The organism is Rhodobacterales bacterium HKCCA1288 (genome assembly GCA_015693905.1).
Taxonomy (GTDB): Bacteria; Pseudomonadota; Alphaproteobacteria; order Rhodobacterales; family Rhodobacteraceae; genus M30B80.
In genome coordinates this window covers 1,991,885-2,012,032 of record CP065161.1, presented here as the reverse complement: position 1 = coordinate 2,012,032, position 20,148 = coordinate 1,991,885, and the positions used below count along the sequence as shown (strand labels likewise).

Annotated in this window: 15 protein-coding genes; 8 read left to right on the top strand and 7 right to left on the bottom strand. The window is 55.6% G+C overall.

The features are described from left to right. Positions 1 to 3: 3 nt before the first annotated feature. Both I3V23_09830 and I3V23_09825 read right to left on the bottom strand, forming a co-directional pair. Positions 4 to 561 carry an ActR/PrrA/RegA family redox response regulator transcription factor gene (locus I3V23_09830; GenBank protein QPI84876.1) on the bottom strand — a complete coding sequence of 186 codons (558 nt, stop codon included), beginning with the start codon at positions 559 to 561 and terminating at the stop codon, positions 4 to 6. 139 nt (positions 562 to 700) lie between these two features. Further along, positions 701 to 1,384 (bottom strand): SCO family protein, encoded by a 684-nt coding sequence (locus tag I3V23_09825; protein QPI84875.1) that lies wholly within the window; start codon positions 1,382 to 1,384, stop codon positions 701 to 703. Between the two features lie 93 nt (positions 1,385 to 1,477). Here I3V23_09825 and I3V23_09820 point away from each other — a divergent pair, with 93 nt between their 5' ends. From I3V23_09820 to trxA, 7 genes are all read left to right on the top strand, one after another. Further along, the gene (locus tag I3V23_09820; GenBank protein ID QPI84874.1) at positions 1,478 to 2,902 is read left to right on the top strand and encodes an ActS/PrrB/RegB family redox-sensitive histidine kinase; all 1,425 of its coding nucleotides are present in this window, start codon (positions 1,478 to 1,480) and stop codon (positions 2,900 to 2,902) included. Positions 2,903 to 3,184: 282 nt separating this feature from the next. Next, positions 3,185 to 4,780 (top strand): PAS-domain containing protein, encoded by a 1,596-nt coding sequence (locus I3V23_09815; GenBank protein QPI84873.1) that lies wholly within the window; start codon positions 3,185 to 3,187, stop codon positions 4,778 to 4,780. Positions 4,781 to 4,844: 64 nt separating this feature from the next. Continuing rightward, the gene (gene tsaE, locus I3V23_09810; protein ID QPI84872.1) at positions 4,845 to 5,375 is read left to right on the top strand and encodes a tRNA (adenosine(37)-N6)-threonylcarbamoyltransferase complex ATPase subunit type 1 TsaE; all 531 of its coding nucleotides are present in this window, start codon (positions 4,845 to 4,847) and stop codon (positions 5,373 to 5,375) included. Continuing rightward, a complete protein-coding gene (locus I3V23_09805) occupies positions 5,372 to 7,051 on the top strand; it encodes a phosphotransferase (GenBank protein ID QPI84871.1) in 1,680 nt (559 codons plus the stop codon). The genes tsaE and I3V23_09805 overlap by 4 nt, the downstream gene beginning before the upstream one ends. Next, positions 7,048 to 10,026 (top strand): double-strand break repair protein AddB, encoded by a 2,979-nt coding sequence (gene addB / locus I3V23_09800; protein QPI84870.1) that lies wholly within the window; start codon positions 7,048 to 7,050, stop codon positions 10,024 to 10,026. The genes I3V23_09805 and addB overlap by 4 nt, the downstream gene beginning before the upstream one ends. Beyond that, positions 10,023 to 13,484, top strand: coding sequence for a double-strand break repair helicase AddA (gene addA, locus I3V23_09795; GenBank protein ID QPI84869.1), 3,462 nt, complete (start codon positions 10,023 to 10,025; stop codon positions 13,482 to 13,484). The genes addB and addA overlap by 4 nt, the downstream gene beginning before the upstream one ends. Before the next feature lie 62 nt (positions 13,485 to 13,546). Beyond that, positions 13,547 to 13,867: a thioredoxin gene (gene trxA, locus I3V23_09790; protein QPI84868.1), complete on the top strand. Its 321-nt coding sequence runs from the start codon at positions 13,547 to 13,549 to the stop codon at positions 13,865 to 13,867. 201 nt (positions 13,868 to 14,068) lie between these two features. Here trxA and I3V23_09785 read toward each other — a convergent pair whose 3' ends face one another. The 3 genes from I3V23_09785 to I3V23_09775 all read right to left on the bottom strand — a co-directional run bounded on the left by I3V23_09785 (position 14,069) and on the right by I3V23_09775 (position 16,135). Further along, the gene (locus I3V23_09785; protein QPI84867.1) at positions 14,069 to 14,230 is read right to left on the bottom strand and encodes a hypothetical protein; all 162 of its coding nucleotides are present in this window, start codon (positions 14,228 to 14,230) and stop codon (positions 14,069 to 14,071) included. 206 nt (positions 14,231 to 14,436) lie between these two features. Next, a complete protein-coding gene (locus I3V23_09780; GenBank protein QPI84866.1) occupies positions 14,437 to 15,765 on the bottom strand; it encodes an ammonium transporter in 1,329 nt (442 codons plus the stop codon). A 31-nt stretch (positions 15,766 to 15,796) separates the two neighbouring features. Continuing rightward, positions 15,797 to 16,135 (bottom strand): P-II family nitrogen regulator, encoded by a 339-nt coding sequence (locus tag I3V23_09775; GenBank protein ID QPI84865.1) that lies wholly within the window; start codon positions 16,133 to 16,135, stop codon positions 15,797 to 15,799. Positions 16,136 to 16,382: 247 nt separating this feature from the next. Between I3V23_09775 and I3V23_09770 the strand changes: the two genes are divergently transcribed. Next, positions 16,383 to 18,557, top strand: a complete 2,175-nt coding sequence (locus I3V23_09770) for a penicillin-binding protein (GenBank protein ID QPI84864.1) — start codon at positions 16,383 to 16,385, stop codon at positions 18,555 to 18,557. On the opposite strand, the gene I3V23_09765 is transcribed toward I3V23_09770, so the two are convergent. Together I3V23_09765 and I3V23_09760 are read right to left on the bottom strand one after the other, a co-directional pair. Further along, complete coding sequence (locus I3V23_09765; GenBank protein QPI84863.1) at positions 18,558 to 19,160, bottom strand: ABC transporter substrate-binding protein; 603 nt, start codon at positions 19,158 to 19,160, stop codon at positions 18,558 to 18,560. It lies immediately after the preceding gene. A 14-nt stretch (positions 19,161 to 19,174) separates the two neighbouring features. After that, a complete protein-coding gene (locus tag I3V23_09760) occupies positions 19,175 to 19,963 on the bottom strand; it encodes a VacJ family lipoprotein (protein ID QPI86783.1) in 789 nt (262 codons plus the stop codon). Between the last annotated feature and the right edge of the window lie 185 nt (positions 19,964 to 20,148).

Below are 20,148 nucleotides of genomic sequence, written 5' to 3'. Positions count from 1 at the left end.
GGCTTACTTCGGGCTGCGCTTCGCCAAAATCCGTTGCAACGTGCGGCGATGCATATTCAAGCGCCGTGCCGTCTCGGACACATTGCGATCACAGAGCTCATAAACGCGTTGAATATGTTCCCAACGCACGCGGTCAGCACTCATCGGGTTTTCGGGCGGTGGGGGGAGATCATCATCACTGGCCAAAAGCGCGGCGGTGATGTCATTTGCATCCGCTGGTTTCGACAAATAATCAGTCGCGCCAATCTTTACAGCAGCGACCGCAGTTGCAATCGCGCCATAACCCGTCAAAACAACAATCCGCGCATCGGGCCGTTTCGCGCGGAGCGCTTCCACAACATCCAAGCCATTGCCATCTTCAAGCCGCAAATCGACAACCGCATAAGCAGGCGGGCGGGCCATCGCGATTGCTTTCCCTGCTGTCACAGTTTCAGCGGCTTCAACCTCAAACCCACGCTTTTCCATGGCGCGCTGCAATCGGCGCAGAAACGGCTCGTCATCATCCACCAAGAGAAGTGACTTATCAGGCCCGATATCCCGTAAACTGCGCTCTTGCGACATTGGCGTTCCTCCCATGGAGCCAGTCTGCCCAAGGCTCTGGCGGCCAAAATTGGTCTGTATAGCTTAATTAGGGAGAAAATCTGCGCGGGTCAAATGCACGATGTCCATGACCCACGCAAAGTGATTTGCAAGCAAAGGTTTAGCTGCTTGCATCGAGGAAACACTGCACCGCATCTGCCATCTCTGCAGGGGCGGTATCGCGGCGGAAGAATTCGACAAACCCTGCATCAGGCAACACCAAATAGGTAAAAGTCGAATGATCCACCAAATAATATGGATCGCTCCCATCATCATGGCTGTTGTAATAGGTGCGATAAGCACGGCTTGCAGCGGCAACTTGTGCGTCACTCCCCGTCAGGCCGATCATATCAGGGTGGATGTTTTCGGTAAATTCGCGCAACCTTTCGGGCGTGTCGCGCTTGGGATCAATTGAAATGAAAACAGGCAAGACGGCTTCACCGCGTGCGGCAAGAATATCCACGACTTCTGCATTGCGCACCGTGTCCAGCGGGCAAACATCAGGACAAAACGTGTAGCCAAAATAAAGCAAGGTTGGCTCAGTGATCAGCGACTCACTTGTGACCAACGCGCCGTCCTCGGTGATCAATTCAAACGGGCCGCCAATGGTATCAGACCCGCCCGCGATAACGGTTGAGCGGCATTGCGCATAGGCATCCTCGTTTTGAACAAGCCCCGCGCCGCCAAGCGCGCTTGGTTGTTGAAACAATGTCAAAGGCGAGCGCCCTTGCAAGATCAATGCCGTTGTCCCGCCCAAAACCAGAACGAGAATTGCAAAGGCACCAATTGCAAAATACCGTGTCATGAAGCAGCCTTTCACCGCGTTAGTCCCATGTGGGGCAATCTATGGCGAGACCCGCAGAAATTCATCCCCACCCGACTGTGACAGAAAGCCCCAATGACCAAAGACCCCGCCCAAAGATTATTTGCCGATGATGCGCGCAGCGATTGGGTGCGATTAGAGACGCTGTTGCTGTTGCGCTGGTTGGCGATCATTGGCCAGACGATCACTGTCGCAATTGCCGCCTATTTCATTGGCCTTCGGGTGGAATTGGGCCTGTGCTTTTTGGCCATTGGCGCGAGTGTCATCTCTAATCTTGTCGCGATGGCTATTTTCCCACGCAGCCAGAGATTGTCTGATCGCGATGCGATGCTTACCCTTCTTTTTGACCTTACACAGCTGGGGTTTTTGCTGTTTCTGACAGGGGGGTTAAACAATCCTTTCGCCTTGTTGATCTTGGCGCCTGTAACCATTTCGGCCACCGCACTGACGCTAGGCTCAACTGTCATGCTTGGCGGGATTGCCATTGGTTTGATTACAGTTTTGGCCTTTTACCATGTGCCACTGCGCAGTTTGGACGGATCAGTTCTACAAATCCCCCCGCTTTTCTTGCTTGGGTTTTGGATTGCGATTGTCATCGGCATCGTCTTTCTATCCTCCTATGCGCGGCGCGTGACCAAAGAGACGCATTCGATGAATCAGGCTCTCTTGGCCACGCAAATGGCCCTTGCGCGGGAACAAAAGCTCACCGATCTTGGGGGCGTGGTCGCTGCAGCGGCCCATGAACTGGGCACACCCTTAGCCACGATAAAACTTGTCTCTAGCGAATTGGCCGATGAACTGGCCGAGGCGCTATCAAGCCGACCCGATCTGTTCGAGGATGCAAAATTGATCCGTGACCAAGCGGATCGGTGCCGTGATATCCTTCATTCCATGGGGCGTGCGGGCAAGGATGATTTGCAAATGCGATCCGCCCCCTTTGGCGAAGTGCTCCGCGAAGCGGCGGAACCCCATGCTGATCGGGGTATTGACCTGCTCTATGATCTGGCGCCCGCCCTACCCGATGTAGGCGATGAGGACAGTGCCCCGCCTGTGATCTATCGCAAGCCTGAAATCATCCACGGCCTTCGCAATCTTGTCCAAAACGCGGTAGACTTTGCCAATGCGACAGTCTGGATTGAGGCAACATGGGATTTGGCCGAAATCCGTCTTTGCGTCATTGACGATGGCGCGGGTTTTCCCTCTGAGGTGTTAAGCAGGCTGGGCGATCCATTTTTACGCCGCCGCACCAGACAATCCAACAGCCCGCAACGTGTCGGGTATGAAGGCATGGGACTTGGCCTATTTATCGCCAAAACCCTATTAGAGCGTTCGGGCGCGCGGGTTAGCTTTCGCAATTCCAGCGACCCATTCCTGACAGCGGCGGAAAAAGGCGCAAAGCGCGGCGCGGTGGTTGAGGTTGTTTGGCCAAAGTCGCGGATTTGTTTGTCTGAAGAGGAACGAAATACGCCCCTCGGACAAAACAAACCTTTTTCTCCGTGAAAAACCCTCAAAATTTACGATAATTAACAGAATATTAAGATTTAATCCCCAGTGTTATCCCCAAGGGGTGTTTATGCCCTTCACGCAGCGCGCGTTCATTCTGAACAGTGAGCGCGCCAATATTAATTGGACGATGCACATCTCTGGGGGGTGAGGGTATGGCCGCAATCGGCGCAAACCCGCTATTCATTGTCGGTGGTGTCAGCTTCTTGGCGGCTTTGGTGGCCAGCCTGATGGTTCAGTTTGTCATTTTGCAACAAGGTCGCAAACTGGGGGGGGCGGATGGATCGCATCCCGCAAGATGCGATGCGGAAATATGTGTTTCGCGAAAATTACCTGATTTCAGATGTCGAAGCCACTGATTGGTATTTGGCCGATCCCGAGGATCGCGCAGGCGCTTGGCGCAATCTTGCCCTAGGCTTAGAGCATCTGCACCCAGATATCCGCCGCAAGATGGATCGTTTGTCACGCCATGGCGAGGGGTTCCTGCTGATCGGTCGATTGGGGCAAGATGAAATCTCGCTCAGTGGCGGGTTTGAAGATGGGCAGATCACCATAACTGTCTCGCCGCTCACCCATAGCGGTCAGCGCAGCATTGTTGACCATGACAGCCTTGAACGCCTGCAAGAAGAAACAAAAACATTGCGCCACGCTATGGAAGCAAACCCCTATCCGATTTGGCGCCATGACGTGGACGGGAAAATTATTTGGGCCAATGCCGCCTATTTTGACCTTGTCGAGCGTTTGCGCGGTGAAACGGGGGTGGTGTTATGGCCAATCCCCGATGTGTTCTGCGACAGTCTGGCCGAGGCCGGCGCACAAGAGGACAAAGCGCGCGTTGGGTTGCTGCCAGACCATCCTCCCAGCGGGGGCACAGGGCCTGATGGCAAATTGTGGTATGAGGTGCGCCAACATCGCACCGCGCCCGTAGGTGAAACCGCAGAATTGGAACCGCCAACAGATGGGTCACTCTATATCGCCACGCCGTGCAATCGTCTTGTCGCCGCAGAACGCTCTTTGCGGAACTTCGTTCAGACCCTGTCGAAAACCTTTGCCCATCTGCCTGTTGGTTTGGCCATATTCGACCGAAAGCGCGAATTAATCTTGTTCAACGCTGCCTTGGTTGAGCTTTCCACGCTTGACCCCCGTTGGCTTAGCGGGCGACCCAGCCTCTTTGAATTTCTTGATCAATTGCGTGACAACCGCCGTATGCCAGAACCACGGGATTACCGCGCGTGGCGCTCAAGCCTGATCGCGTTGGAAAAAGGCGCAGAAAACGGCAATTACGAAGAAATCTGGAACCTACCTGATGGTCAAAGCTTTCGCGTCTTGGGCCGTCCCCACCCTGATGGAGCGGTTGCGCTGATCTTTGAGAATATAAGCTCGGAAATGTCGCTTACACGAAAATTTCGCGCAGATATGGAGATCTACCAATCCGCCTTGGATCATGACGAACAGGCAATTGCGATTTTCAATGGCAATGGTGAGCTTGAGGTTTCCAACGCCGCCTATGCGATGCTGTGGGAAGATGACCCGCGTGAGCGGTTGACGCGCGATGATTTTGCGCAAGCCCTCCAAATCTGGGAGGGGCGCTGTCTGCCGCATCTTGTCTGGGAGGAGTTGCGCCAAACCATGACACAGGCGCAAGGCGAAGTGCGCTCTAGCATGAGTGATGTGGTCTGGATGTCGGATGGCAGACGGCTCAATATCTATCTCACGCCCCTGAAATCGGGGCGCACGATGATAAAATTCCGCACGAGTCTGCAAAAATCAGGGCAACGCCCCCCACCCCCACAGGCGGTTGAGCCCAGTACCGAGACACGGGCAACGTCACCAATCACAATGCTGATGAATTACGCCACATCACAAAACGGGTAAATATCGAAGGCCGATCCCTTCTCTATGGCTTGCGCCCCGTCTGATCCCTTGTAAACTTGGCGCAATGTCTGATGGATCCGCTGCACCCCTCTCTGATTTACCACCTTGCCATGCGCATCTGCGCTTGGCTTCGCCCGAAGCCATGTCAGAATTTGCAGAGGCCCTCGCGCCGCTTTTGGAGCCAGGTGATGTTTTGGCGCTTTCTGGTGATCTTGGCGCAGGTAAAACCCATTTCGCGCGTGGGGTGATCCGAACCCGACTCGCGCAAATCGGACGCGTGGAGGACATCCCCTCCCCAAGTTTTACGCTGGTGCAAATCTATGAGGCCTGCCCCTGTGAGATTTGGCATGTTGATCTGTATCGCCTCGGTGATCCGCGTGATGTGGATGAGTTGGGCCTTATAGATGCGTTTGAAACCGAAATATGCCTGATCGAATGGCCCGAACGGATGATAGCCGATCTGCCAACGCGCACAATCTGGCTTTCGTTCCTCTATGACCAAAGCGCGCCTGATCAGCGGCATATCAGGCTCTGTGCGTCCCAAGATCATCCCAAACTTCCGCAACTTTGCGCCTTGGCCGAGAGGTATCCATGACCACGCTCTCACCAGAGGCACGCGCTTTTCTCGACCGCATGGGATGGGGCATGGCCAAGCCAAGCCCAGTTGCAGGCGATGCTTCGGCGCGCAACTATACCCGCCTGCATCTCACAGACGACTATAGTGCGGTTCTGATGCAGACGCCCAAGAGCGAAATCAAAAGCCAAGCAGCGTTTCGCGATGTGGCCGCCTATTTGCGCGGCTTGGGCTTGTCGGCGCCCACAGTTTTTGGCGAAGATGCTGATGCAGGTTTCCTCTTGGTTGAGGATTTTGGTGATCAAACCTACAGCGCAATTTTGGATCAAGGCCTGACCCATGAGGTTGAGATTTATCGCACCGCGCATGATCTTTTGGCGGTTTTGGCGCGGACGGGCGCAATGGGTGGGTTACCCATTTTGGCCGCCGCTGAATTGGCGCGATTGACCGCAGTCACCTTTGAAGAATTACCCGAAGATCACGCGCTGAAATCTGAACAAGCCGCCTTTCAAAACGACCTGCAAGGCCTTTCAACATGGATCTTGCGGGGCGTGCCTGTGACGGTGTTGCGCGATTTCCATGCGGGAAATCTGATTTGGCTACCTGACCGTACAGGGCTGCAACGTGCGGGCGTGATTGATTTTCAAGACGCACTCTGCGGCCCCAAAGGCTATGATCTTGTCTCGCTGATTGATGATGCACGCCGCGATCTGTCGCTGGAATTGCGCACCACATTGATCCGCGATCATGCGCATATTTTGAACATCAGCGAAGATGATATGATCCTGAGGACAAGCCTGCTCTCGCTGCAACGCAACTTCCGTATTTTGGGGCTGTTCCGCCGCCTCGCGCGGACAGGGAAAACAGGGTATCTGCGGCATATGCCACGGGTTGCCGCCCATATTCTTCGCGCTTTAGACCATCCAACGCTTGCGCCTTTGGCCACAACAGCGCGTGCGATCTGCGCGCATTATCTGCAATCCAACGCCGATCACGCCCCCCGCGGTGCAATGATCATGGCCGCAGGGTTTGGCACGCGTATGGGGGCGTTAACCAAAACCACGCCAAAGCCGTTGCTGCGGGTGGCGGGACGGGCCTTGATTGACCATGCGCTTGATGTTGCGCGCGCGGGGCATGCCGCGCCATGCGTGATCAACACCCATTATCACGCCAATCAAATGCGCCACCATCTGCGCAAAGACGAGGTTATACTCAGCGAAGAGCAGCCAGAGATTTTGGAGTCAGGCGGCGGTATTCGCCATGCCCTGCGCTACTTCTCGGATACTGCGATTTTTACACTGAATTCTGACAATGTTTGGACGGGCCCAAACCCCTTTGCCACGCTATCTGCTGCTTGGCGGCCCACAGAAATGGATGCGCTGATGCTGCTCATCCCACGGGACAAGGCCACAGGCCGTCAGGGGGATGGTGACTTGGGCCTTGATGCATCGGGGCGGATTTTGTTTGACGACCCCCAAAAGCCCTATGTGTTCACAGGCGCACAAATCCTAAAGACCGCACCAATCGCCGCCATGGATATCCCCAAGTTCGGCCTTCGGATGCTGTGGGAAACCCTTGCGCGAGAGGGAAGGCTATTTGGTGTCATCCATCAGGGCGGATGGGCCGATGTTGGGCATCCAGAGGGGATCACGTCAGCAGAAGAATTGCTTGCCACCGAAAAGGTCGCCCTCACATGAGCGGGAGAAGCCTCTTTGCCACCCCCATCGGGGTAGAGTTTACCTCAGCATTGATTGCAGGGCTGAACGCACGGCTTGCAGGGCAACCACCCGAGGCGATTGCGCACGTGGAAATTTGGGTGAACTCCGCCCGAATGGAACGAAATCTGCGCGCCCAATATCTGCGCAAAGAGGCGGCGTTTTTGCCCCGCATTCGGCCCTTCGAGGCCATGGCGCATCTGCCTGATTTGGGTGGTATGGCACAACCTGCCTCAGATTTGCGGCTGCGTTTGCATTTGGCGCAACTGGTCGGGCGACTTTTGGATGCAGCCCCTGATTTAGCACCGCGTGCCTCGATCTGGTCGCTTGCCGATAGCCTTGCCGATTTATTGGCCGAAATGCACGAAGAACGAGTCGCGCCCGAGGTGCTAGAGCGTCTGAATGTCGAAGGACATTCAGAACATTGGCAGCGCAATCTAGAGTTCATCAAAATCCTGCGGCACTATTTTGAGGACAACCCCGAGCTGCTCACCCAAGCTGCACGCCAAAGCAGTTTGATTGATCGTTTAGCGCAACATTGGCAGGACAACCCACCTGACCATCCCGTGATTATTGCGGGTTCAACAGGGTCACGCGGGGCCACCGCGCGTCTGATGAAGGCGGTTGCAGGGCTTAATCACGGCGCGGTGGTTCTGCCAGGATTGGATTATGATCTGCCGCATGACATTTGGCAGGCGCTTTTGTCGGGCGATGGCCCCACGGGCGGCCTGACGGGGCAAGACCATCCGCAATACCGATTGGCGAAATTTGCGCATGACTTGAATGTGAACCCTTGGGAAATCCCCCGTTGGATTGAAACCACGCCCCATAATGAAAACCGCAATCGCCTTGTATCCCTTGCCCTAAGACCTGCCCCACAAACGGATCAATGGCTTGAGGAAGGGCCAAAACTTAGCGATCCCCAAGGCGCTCTGCGCGATGTAACCTTGATTGAAGCTGAAACCCCGCGCGAGGAGGCGATGAGCATCGCCCTCGGACTGCGTCACGCCATCGAGGCGGAGAAACGGGTCGCGTTAATATGCCCTGATCGGATTTTGGTGCGTCAGGCCTGTGCCATTCTTGCCAGATGGTCGCTCTATCCTGACGATTCTGCGGGCGTGCCCTTGGGGGAAACGGCAACGGGGCGCTTCTTGCGCCATGTCAGTGATCTAATGCTTGCGCCTTTAACGGGCGAGCAGTTGTTGATCATGCTCAAACACCCCCTTTGTCATTCTGGCGGCGAAGATCGGGGCGCGCATCTGCGCCGCACCCGTGAGCTAGAACAAAAGATGCGGCGGTGTCTGTGGGCGTTCCCAAAACGATCTCAGATTATGGATTGGGCAGCGAAGCAAACCGATGATCCAGACCTGATGATCTGGGCGGACTGGGTTTGCCGCGAATTGATAGATCGGCCCGTGTTGCCACAATCGGGTGCGATGGTTGAGTTCGTGCGCGCCCATATCGCCTGGGCCGAGCGTTTGGCAGCGGGCCCTCAGGCCACAACCGAGGCCGAAGCATCGGGCGCACTTTGGCGCCAAAATGCGGGCGAAGAGGCGCTACGCCTGATGAACCGCTTAGGCGAAGAAGCCGATGCCGCAGGCGCAGTGAGCTTGCGTGATTATCGTGACCTCTTTTCTGGCATCCTCAGCGAGGCCCTTTTGCGCAACCCCGTTCGACCACATGCAGATCTGTTGATCTGGGGGCCGATGGAGGCGCGGGTGCAAGGCGCAGATCTTTTAATCCTTGCAGGGCTGAACGAAGGGGTTTGGCCCAATTCAAGCGGCGCTGATCCATGGCTTAATCGCGCCATGCGGGCTGAGGCGGGGTTGCGCCTCCCAGATCGGCGCATCGGCCTTGCCGCGCATGATTTCCAACAGGCACTCGGCGCGCAGGAAGTTTGGCTCACCCGCGCCAAACGCGATGCAGAGTCCGCCACCATCCCGTCCCGATGGCTCAACCGCTTGGTGAACCTCCTTCGTGGCAGCAGCGATGCAAGCCGCACGGCCTTGAGGGAAATGACCGAACGGGGCGCGTTTTGGTTAAGCCTTGCCGCAGAGATCGACAAACCAGAGGCACAAGACCTAAAGCCACGCGCCAAACGACCTGCCCCAAAGCCCCCCGCCGATGCGCGACCAAAATCCCTTTCGGTGACGCGCATAGAGACCCTCGTGCGCGACCCTTATGCGATTTACGCCCGCTATGTATTGGGTCTTTATAAATTGGGCGAATTAAACGCCCTGCCCAGTGCCGCAGATCGGGGAACCGCGCTGCACCGCGTGTTGGAACGCTTCGTTGACCAATGCCGCAGTGCCGAAGATTTCAGCGACCTGACATCCGCCCGAACAAACCTTTTGACCTTGGCCGATGAGGTATTCGCCACAGATGTCCCATGGCCCTCGGCCCAACGGATGTGGCGCGCCAGAGTCGTTAAATTCGCCGATTGGTTTCTTGAAGGAGAAGCGAAGCGGCGCCAAACCCAAACCCCTGAATTGCTTGAGGCCAAAGGATCTTGGCCGATTGCCGAAATTGATTTCACCCTCACAGGCAGTGCAGATCGAATTGACCGCGATCAAAACGGGAATTTATGGATTTACGACTATAAGACAGGATCCGCTCCAACGCCCAAGCAAGAAGCGAACTTTACGAAGCAACTTTGGCTTGAGGCTTTGATGGCCGAAGCGGGCGCTTTTACGGGCAAACCTGAAACCGTTGCAGGGCATGGCTATCTTGCACTTGGGAAACAATCAGATGGCAGCGATTACATCACTGCAGATGATCTGCGCGGCATGTATGAAAGCTTCCTGACACTCATCCGCGCCTATCAGTCGCCCGACAAAGGCTATATCTCGCGGCGCGCTGTGTTTGATCAGAATTTTGACGGCGATTATGATCACCTCGCACGCTACGGGGAATGGGACGAAACAGAGCTTCCACCACAGGAGGCTGACCCAGAATGACCCTGACCCCGCAAAAATTTGACGAAGCCACACTGGCGCAGGTGATTTCAGCGGATCCTTTGCGCTCGACTTGGCTGTCGGCCAATGCTGGATCCGGAAAGACGCGGGTTCTGACAGATCGCGTATCGCGCCTCTTGCTGCAATCTGTGCCGCCTGAACGGATTTTATGCCTGACCTATACCAAGGCTGCCGCGGCGGAGATGCAAAATCGCCTTTTTGCACAACTTGGCAAATGGGCGATGTTAGCCGATGCCGAGTTAATCAAAGCCTTGGCGAAATTAGGGGTAGCCGAGGACGACCTTGGCACAGACACGCTCGCCCATGCCCGCACGCTGTTTGCGCGGGCGGTCGAGGCACCGGGCGGTTTGAAAATCCAGACAATCCACTCCTTTTGCGCCTCAGTTTTGCGGCGCTTTCCTGTTGAGGCGCACATATCGCCCGCCTTTGAGGAAATGGACGATCGCGACCAGACCGACCTCATCTCGGAAATCCTCGAAGATATGGCCACCGATAGTCTTGGACAGGGCCGTATCGCATTGGATGCGGTCGCCCCGTTTGTGTCTGACCTCGATGGGCACGAACTGGCCAAGGCGGTCATCAACAAGCGAGAGGCGTTTGATCCTGCCGCCACAGAAGCCCAACTGCGCCAGTTTTTTGAGCTTGGAACCAAGACCTTTGCAGATCTGATCGCTGAAACATTCATGGGGGATGAACAGGCACTTTGCGATAAATTGGCCAAGCTGTTGAGCTATGACAACAACAGGCAAAGAAAGTCCAAGATCACACTAGAAACCTATGATTGGTCAAAACACAGCCTTGCTTCCATCGCTGCGATAGAAGATGTTTTCGTCAACGGATCAACGGCGAAAACCAATCCAGATCAGGCCAAAGGCGCCACAATTTTCAACACAGATGTGCGCAAGGCAATGGGGGATGATTTCCCTGCCCTCTGTGATTTCATGGAGCGCCTTGCAACAGCGCGGCAGACCCGCCGCGCCTTGACCATGTTTGAAAAATCAAACGCGCTTCATCAATTCGCGGCAGAGTTTCTCACCCGATATGATCGCGCCAAGGAACGGCGCGGTTGGCTTGATTTTGACGACCTGATCCGGCTGACCAATCGACTTTTGACCAAAACCAGTCTGGCCCAATGGGTGTTGTTCCGCCTTGATGGCGGCATCGACCATATGCTTGTGGATGAGGCGCAAGATACGTCTCCCGCGCAATGGCAGATCATTGCAAAACTGGCAGAAGAATTTGCGGCGGGCCAATCCGCGCGCGATGGTTTGACCCGCACAATTTTCGTTGTGGGGGACAAAAAGCAATCCATCTATTCTTTCCAAGGGGCCGATCCCGAAGGGTTTGATCGCATGCGCGATGAGTTTGATCATCGCCTTGCCGCGGTGCAGTCGAAACTCCATAAAAACGTGCTGAAATATTCGTTCCGCTCGGCGCCAAGCATTTTGCAATTGGTTGACCGCGTGGCCGCCGATCAAGCCTATGCAGGTTTGGGTCAAGATGTGGAACACGCGGCCTATTTTAGCGACCTTCCCGGGCGGGTGGATATTTGGCCCGCAATTCCAAAAACCGAAAAAGCGGATATCCCCGAATGGGACAGCCCCGTGGATTTGGTTCATGACAGCCACCACACCGTGATTTTGGCTGATCAAATCGCTGATTTCATCTCGGAGAAAATCAATTCAAAGCAGATGATCCGCCTGAAAGGGGTAGACCCGCGTCCTGTGCGACCGCGTGATTTTTTGATCTTGCTGCGCAAGCGCAGTGATTTGTTTCACCAAATCATCCGTGCGCTCAAGTCACGGAATTTGCCCATCATGGGCGCGGATCGCCTGCGCATCAGCGCAGAACTGGCTGTGCGCGATCTCACGGCATTGATGAACTTTCTTGCGACACCAGAAGACGATCTTTCACTGGCCGCTTTTTTGCGCTCTCCCCTTGGCGGTTTGAGCGAAGACCAACTTTACGAGTTAGCCCATGGCAGGGCGGGCACGCTGTGGCAGGCGCTCTCTAACCACTCTGCTTACGCGGGGATCGTGTCCACGCTGCGGGAGTTGCGGAACAAGGCCGATTTTGAGAGGCCCTACGAGATTCTGGAAAATATCCTCACCCAAAAAGGTGGCCGCCGCGCTTTGATTGCGCGGTTGGGGCAAGAGGCCGAGGATGGGATCAACAGCCTGCTGCAACAGGCGATGAGCTATGAGCGCCACGATGTGCCTAGCATTGCGGGCTTTGCTGCATGGCTTCGGCACGGGGATGTGACCATCAAGCGGGACATGTCAGGGGATGATGACCAAATCCGCGTCATGTCCATTCACGGGGCCAAGGGTTTAGAAGCCCCGATTGTGATCCTGCCCGATACAGCGCGACAGAATAGTCGTGGCGGGGGTGGGGTTAACCTGCTTGAACCCAAAGACGGGCCACTGGTTTGGGCGAATTCGTCAGACGACCTCGATGCCGATCTGGGCGAAGCCTACGAGGCGCGCAAAGCCGCGCAGAATGAGGAAGAAAACCGCCTGCTTTACGTTGCAATGACCCGTGCAGAGACTTGGTTGGTCATTGCAGCCGCAGGTGATTTATCCGCAAAGTCGGGCGACAAACTATGTTGGTATGATCAAATTCGCGCCGCCGCAGAAAACCTGCCCAATGTGAAAGCCATAGACATGGCAGGGCAAACGGGGCTGCGACTGGAGAATGGCAACTGGGATAGTCACGCTCTCGACACATCTGACCCTGAACCCGCCTCGCCTCAAGGTGTTTCTGCACAGGTGAAAGCAGCCCTCGCCTCATGGGTGCGACAAGCACCGCCTCAACAGGCAAAAGACAAACCTGCGCTCAGCCCTTCAGATTTGGGGGAGACACCCGCACCCAGCCCGCAAGAGGCGGCCCTCAAAACCCAATGGGGCGATGCGGAGGCAGCCAAACTGCGGGGGCGGCGTCTGCATCTGTTGTTAGAGCATTTGCCCAAAACAACACCCGCCGCATGGGCTGCAACCGCGCCGATGATTTTGGCGGCTGAGGGTGATTGCAGCCCAGAGGAATGCGCAGCCCTCTTGAGGGAGGCAGAGCGCGTCTTGACCCACCCCAATTTGCGTGAGCTGTTTGTGGAAGATGCCTTGGCCGAAGTGCCGCTGACAGCCTTTAGCAAAACATTGAACCATCAGGTCTATGGCGTAATCGACCGCTTGATCCTTCGCGATGCAGAAGTGTTGGCGGTGGATTTCAAATCCAATCAAATCGTGCCGCAAAGCCCTGCTGAGGTTTCCGAAGGTTATTTGCGCCAAATGGCGGCCTATGGCGAAATGCTCAGGGCGCTATATCCATCACGGGTCGTGAAATTGGCCATTTTGTGGACAAGCGGGCCAAGCTTGATGGAACTGCCCGATGATCTGTTAGAACAAGCGCTGCAAAGAGCCGCAGGGAAAGGCGTGGGTTCTTGACGCGGGGCAACGGCATTCATAGGTTCCGTGTTAACCACTGGCATCCCAAGGAGGGCTATATCATGGCCACGACCGCAGTTACTGATGCGACCTTCGATAGCGAAGTTCGCCAATCCTCTATCCCCGTCATCGTTGATTTTTGGGCAGAATGGTGTGGCCCTTGCCGCCAAATTGGCCCCGCTTTGGAAGAGCTCTCATCCGAGTTTGAGGGCAAGGTGAAAATCGTCAAAGTGAATGTTGATGAAAACCCATCCTCGCCGATGGAGTTGGGCGTGCGCGGCATTCCTGCATTGTTCATGTTCAAAGATGGCGAAGTGATTTCAAACAAGGTCGGCGCAGCGCCTAAAGCCGCGCTTCAGAAATGGATCGAAGACACGATCTAATTCACCTCGCAGATGGGATCAAAAGGGCGCCTGATCTTGGCGCCCTTTTTCGTTACTCATAGACCCGCATGGCAAGCGTGGTTCCGTCTGCGCGTATCAAACTGGTTGCGCTGCAAATCCGCAATGCGCGTGATTTCGGCCATGACCGCTTGCGGAACGCTGAACCTGATGAGGCCCAAAAAAACCAGTCCACCGCGCATATCAGTCCAGCGCAACAAGCAACAGGATCGCCGCAACAAGTCCAGCGCCCACCATAACGCCGCGCGGCAGTTTGAATTCAACCTCTGCCTTCAGCCATGCTATAACAGTGGCCGTGGTGACTTGTGTTTCGTCCGTGTCGGATTGTGAAGCGTTGTTTTCCATATGTAATACCTTCCCAGAATTTAGCAGTGATACAGATATGGGCAGGCCAAAACGCAACAAAAACACAATCGATTGCTAAATTCTGATACTTTTTAGCTATAGATTTTTTCGCGCAAAATAAAAGGGCGCCCTGATAGGGCGCCCTTTCTCGTATGCCTCTGCCTGAAGGGAGGGAGGGAGGATCAGGCAGAGGTCGCGTTCTTCAATCAGCCTTTGGTGAAGTCAGGATAGGCTTCCATGCCCAACTCTGCCACATCAAGGCCACGGATCTCGTCCTCTTCGGATGGGCGTAGACCCATGATGCCTTTGAGGATGATCCAGACGATCAACGAGGTGACGAAGACGAAGGCACCGATTGCCACGATACCGATGATCTGCGCGCCCCAGTTGCCTGTGTAGAAGGCCACGGCAAGTGTGCCCCAGATACCCGCTACGAGGTGAACGGGGATTGCACCCACAACATCGTCAATCTTCATTTTGTCGAGCATTGGCACCGCAAAGACCACGATGACACCACCCACAGCACCTGTCAGCAGGGCGCCGAACAAGGACGGGGCAAGAGGCTCGGCAGTAATCGACACGAGACCTGCGAGAGCGCCGTTCAGCACCATGGTCAAGTCAACCTTACCATATAGAACCTGCGTCAGGATCAGGGCGGCAACGGCACCTGCTGCTGCGGCCATATTGGTGTTGGCGAAGATACGGCTTACATCCGCAACGTCACCCACAGTGCCCATGGCCAACTGCGAACCGCCGTTAAAGCCGAACCAACCCAGCCACAGGATGAATGTGCCAAGCGTCGCCAAGGCAAGGTTAGAACCAGGCATTGGGTTCGTCTTGCCATCTTTGAACTTGCCCAAACGGGGGCCAAGGACGATAGCACCTGCGAGTGCTGCAAAGCCACCTGCTGCGTGTACGAGGGTTGAGCCAGCGAAGTCGGAGAACCCAAGTTCAGACAACCAGCCGCCGCCCCACTGCCAAGATGCTTCGATCGGGTAGATAAAGCCAGTCAGCACGACAACAAAGACCAAGAATGGCCACAGTTTGATGCGCTCGGCCAAGGTGCCCGAAACAATCGAAGCGGTTGTGGCACAGAACATCAACTGAAAGAAGAAGTCGGAACCAACAGATGCATAATCCAATGCGGTATCTTCTGGGGACACGCCGACAGGCTCAAGCGAGGTTGGCGCGAAGGCCCCAAGCCAGCCGCCGATGCTCCAACCATCGCCTGGATACATCAGGTTAAAGCCAACCAACCAATACATGATCGCGGCCAAGGAAAAGAGCGCGATATTTTTGGTCAGCTGCATGGTTACGTTCTTGGAACGCACCAGACCCGCTTCCAACATGGCGAAACCTGCCGCCATCCAGAACACGAGGAAACCACCCATCAAGAAAAGAAGGGTCGTCAGAATATAAGATGTGTGAAGCGCAGGTTCACCCGTAGCAACGGTGGCGTCCTGTGCAAGCCCCATCGAAGGCAGCGCGACCGAAGCGGCCACGGCGGCGAGGGGAAGGAGGAATTTGGTATTCATTGGAATGATGTCCTTCTTGTCGAAAGAGCGCTCAAAGCGCATCGTCGCCTGTTTCGCCCGTGCGCACGCGCAACGAAGACGCAACGTCCAGAACGAAAATCTTGCCATCGCCGATTTTGTCGGTTTTGGCGGTTTTGTGGATGGTGTCGACCACCTGGTCGGCAAGACCATCAGCGACCACGATTTCCAGTTTGACTTTCGGCACGAAGTTCACGGCATATTCCGCGCCGCGATAGATTTCAGTATGACCAGATTGCGAGCCAAAGCCTTTGATCTCGGTCACCATCATGCCGCGCACGCCGATCGAAGTGAGCGCCTCGCGCACTTCTTCCAGCTTGAACGGTTTAATTGCTGCAATGATGAGTTTCACGTCATTTACCCCTTGCGGTTGATGCTGTCCCCTAAGGACGTCACGGCTCTCACAACACTGTGAGACGGGGGTGGCGACAACAAAACGGGCGGTTTCCAAGGGGCTGGAACGGGAAAAATGCAAAAATTTTGCGCAAATTTTGGTATCTGCCTAATTATTAATCACATGATTTATGACTTCTTTGGCTGCTCCCCCCTCCACAAGTGAGTCGAAAAGGCCTATTTTGTAGAAAAATTGGCAGGTCAAAATGAGCAAACCCCCTTCAGGCAGACGGCCCCTCGTGGCCCCGCGCCGCAATTCCGCTTCTGCATCACGCAGTGGCAGCGGTGCAGCTCGGCCTGCGCGGCGCAGTTCCAAGAAGAAGAAAAAACCAAGCGGCAATCATTCGCTGCTTGGGCGGTTTTTCCGTTGGATTGGGCGTATGGTGTTTGCCGTGGCGTGGCGTGGCGCGCTTTTGCTTGCGCTGATCCTATTTGGCTTCACCTTCTACTATTATAGCAAGCTGCCCCCCGTGTCTGACCTGTTAAACGCGCGCGCGCGCGGCTCCGTGACGATGTTAGATCGCTACGGCGAGGTTTTCGCATGGCGCGGCGAGCAATTTGGCGGCGCAATCACACCTGACACTGTCAGCCCTCACCTCTTGCATGCGGTTGTCGCAACCGAAGATCGCCGTTTTTACAATCATTTTGGCGTGAGCCCGCGCGGCATTTTGGGCGCAATGATCATTAATATGCGCGAGGGGCGCGGGCCCTTGCAGGGGCATGGTGGCTCAACCATCACGCAGCAGGTGGCCAAGCTGATGTGTTTGGGCACACCTTATGATCCAGAACTTTGGGACAGCGAAGCCGCCTATGAGGCCGATTGCCGCGAAACAACCATCGCCCGCAAATTACAAGAAGTGCCCTTCGCCCTCGCAATGGAGTGGCGCTACAGCAAAGATGACATCCTGAGCATCTATTTCAATCGCGCCTATCTGGGTGCGGGCACTCGGGGGTTTGAGGCGGCAGCGCAGCGGTATTTTGGAATTTCCGCCGCCGAAGTTAACGCACCCCAAGCCGCAATGTTGGCAGGGCTTTTGGTGGCACCTTCCTATTTCGCCCCCACCCGCAACTTGGAGCGTGCGCAAGAACGGGCCAATGTGATTTTGGGCCTCATGGCGCGCGAAGAGTATTTGACCGCCTCTGAATTATCCGCCGCGCGAGCCAACCCTGCCACGCTTTCGGATGCAGCCCGCGACAATATGGGGGGATATTTCGCCGATTGGATCATGTCCGAAGGGCCAAGCTTTCTGACACGCGACACCACAGAAGATGTGATCCTGCGCACCACCTTTGACCCCGCCATGCAGCGCGCCGCTGAAGACGCAATCAATGATGTCTTTACCAACCAAGTCCGCGAAGGATCAGAGGCGCAAGCCGCAATTGTTGTGATGAGCGCCGATGGGGCCGTGCGTGCCATGGTCGGGGGCCGCGATCTGCGGGGGGCAGGTTTGTTCAACCGCGCAACACAGGCGCAGCGGCAGACAGGCTCGGCGTTCAAGCCCTTTGTCTACGCAACCGCGCTGGATTTGGGATGGCGTTTTGACGACCTTATTCTTGATGCGCCGCTGACATTGAACATTCCAGGCTCTGGCGCATGGTCACCTGAGAATTACTCAGGGGAATTTTATGGCGAGGTCACCCTGACCGAGGCGCTTCAAGCCTCGCTCAACACCGCAGCGGTGCGTTTGTCTGAACAGGTGGGCCGCGATTTGGTGCGGCAGGTGGCCAGTGAATTCGGCATAGACAGCGATTTGGCGGCTGGCCCTGCCTTGGCGCTTGGGGCTTCTGAATCAAGCCTCTTGGAAATGTCGGGCGCCTATGCAGGTATTTTGAATGGTGGCTCTGCGGTTACGCCTTATGGCTTGTTGGAATTGCGCCTGATGGGGGATGACACTCCCTTAATGGGCCAAACAGGTGGTATTCGCGAGCGCGTGATCACGGATAATGCAGCGCGCCAATTGATCTATATGATGAACCAAGTGGTCGAAAATGGCACAGGGCAACGGGCCAATCTTGCCGATGTTGAAGTGGCGGGAAAGACGGGCACCACCAACTCAGCGCGGGATGCTTGGTTTATTGGCTTTACCTCCGATTATGTCGCAGGCGTTTGGATGGGTTATGACGATAACCGCCCTCTCACAGGTGTCACTGGCGGCGGATTACCCGCTGAGTTGTGGCGCCAAACAATGGAGCGTATCCAAGCAAATCAACCCGCCTCGCCTTTGCCGATGATTGACCCAATCGCCGAAGGCAGCCGCGGGCCAAATCGTGTGTTGAGCACCAATGAGGGCACAGGCCAAGTCCTAGACGGCGCGGCTGATCTCGCAGAGCAAATTTTGATGCAGGTTTTGGGCGGGCTTTTAGGGCGCAGCGACCAATAATCAACTGGCGTTGAGCGCTGCAATGAGGGCGTCAATGCTGCCGCCATTGGCATCGAGAATCGAGCGCATTTCTTGGCCTTCGGTGCTGCGAAGGTCGATGCCTTCAATCAAGATATTAAAGATGCGCGGCTGCCCAGATCCGTCAGACACGAGCCAAATCACCTCAACAGGTGACTGCCCCGCAAGACGCGCGCGGGAGCGCACTTCGAAAAAGCTGCGGATCGGACGTGCACCCGTCACTTCGATTGAGCCGCCCTCAAATTCATGGAAACGCGCGCCGTATTTACGGGCAAGATACCCGCGCAAGGCCTGTGTGAACCCGCGCCGCTGCGCATCTGACGCACTGCGCCAATCCACCCCCAAGACAGTTTGGGCAATAATCGGCATATCCGCATAGCGATCCAAAATGCGCTCGAACTGTGCAGGCGAAGCCGCGGCACTGCCCGATGCAATGGCGTTCAAATCGGCGCTGACGGTCTGGATCAATGCAGCCGCATCGCCCTCGGTCATCGCGCCTTGCGCCATATGCGCTGTCGAAAGCGCAAAGGACGAGGCCGCAATCAAGGCTGTCAACACAGCACGGCGGTTTGGACGGTCAAACATAGCGCGGCCACCTTTCACTGTGCATAAGGATCCGCGTAGGGATCCAGATATGGATCAGCATAGGGGTCAGATGCGGATGCAGCCCCCCCCTCGCCACTCACGGTTTCCAAATCACCACTTGCGAAATCGTTCAACTCAAACCGTCTGTTCTGCAGATAAATTAGTCGTGACTGCGCATAGCTATCCGCGCTGTCATAAAGCACTGTCTCAATTGTGCCACGCAACGCGTAGCGCACGCCAACAGTGTCAGCTACGCGCACCCGCCGCGCAGCAGACAGGGCATCATCACTGGGGCTGAGATGCCCCAAGGGATTCATGGCAAAGTCAACAATAAGCCCCGTTGCATCCCGTGTGGTTGACGGGCCGAATAAAGGCAATTCCAAATACGCCCCCTCGCCCGTGCCCCAAACATGGAGCGTCTCACCGAAATCGGCGGGTTGCCCCTCGATCCCCATCAGGGTTGCGACATCAAACAGACCGACCACTCCGATGGTCGAGTTGATCAAAAACCGCGCCCCATTGGTTGCCGCCTGATCCAAACGGGCCTGAAGAAGATTATTCACGAAATTTGAAGGCTCGCCCAAATTTGAGGCCATATTACCGATACCCGTGCGCACAGGCGCAGGGATAACCGTGCCATAGACCATCGAAACAGGGCGCAAAACAACCGTATCGACACCTTTGTTAACCGCGTGCATTCCGCGATTAACGGGTTCCAAAGGATCATTGGCGCTGCGGCTTGCTGCACCATCGCCCACGGTCGAGCAGCCTGCCAGAATGGCAAAAAGACCTGCGCCAAGCACAGCTCTTGCTCCCCGCTTTTGCGATGTAAAGGTCTTCACAGCCGCCACTTACCAAAATCCTATGAGTCGCATCATGAGGATAATAGATTAGTGCTGCCTGTTGGCCAGCCCAAGGTCAGAAACAATATTTTTTAGATTTAATCACCAATGTGTGCCCATTTGGCCAAGTTATTTGCAGCTGCACT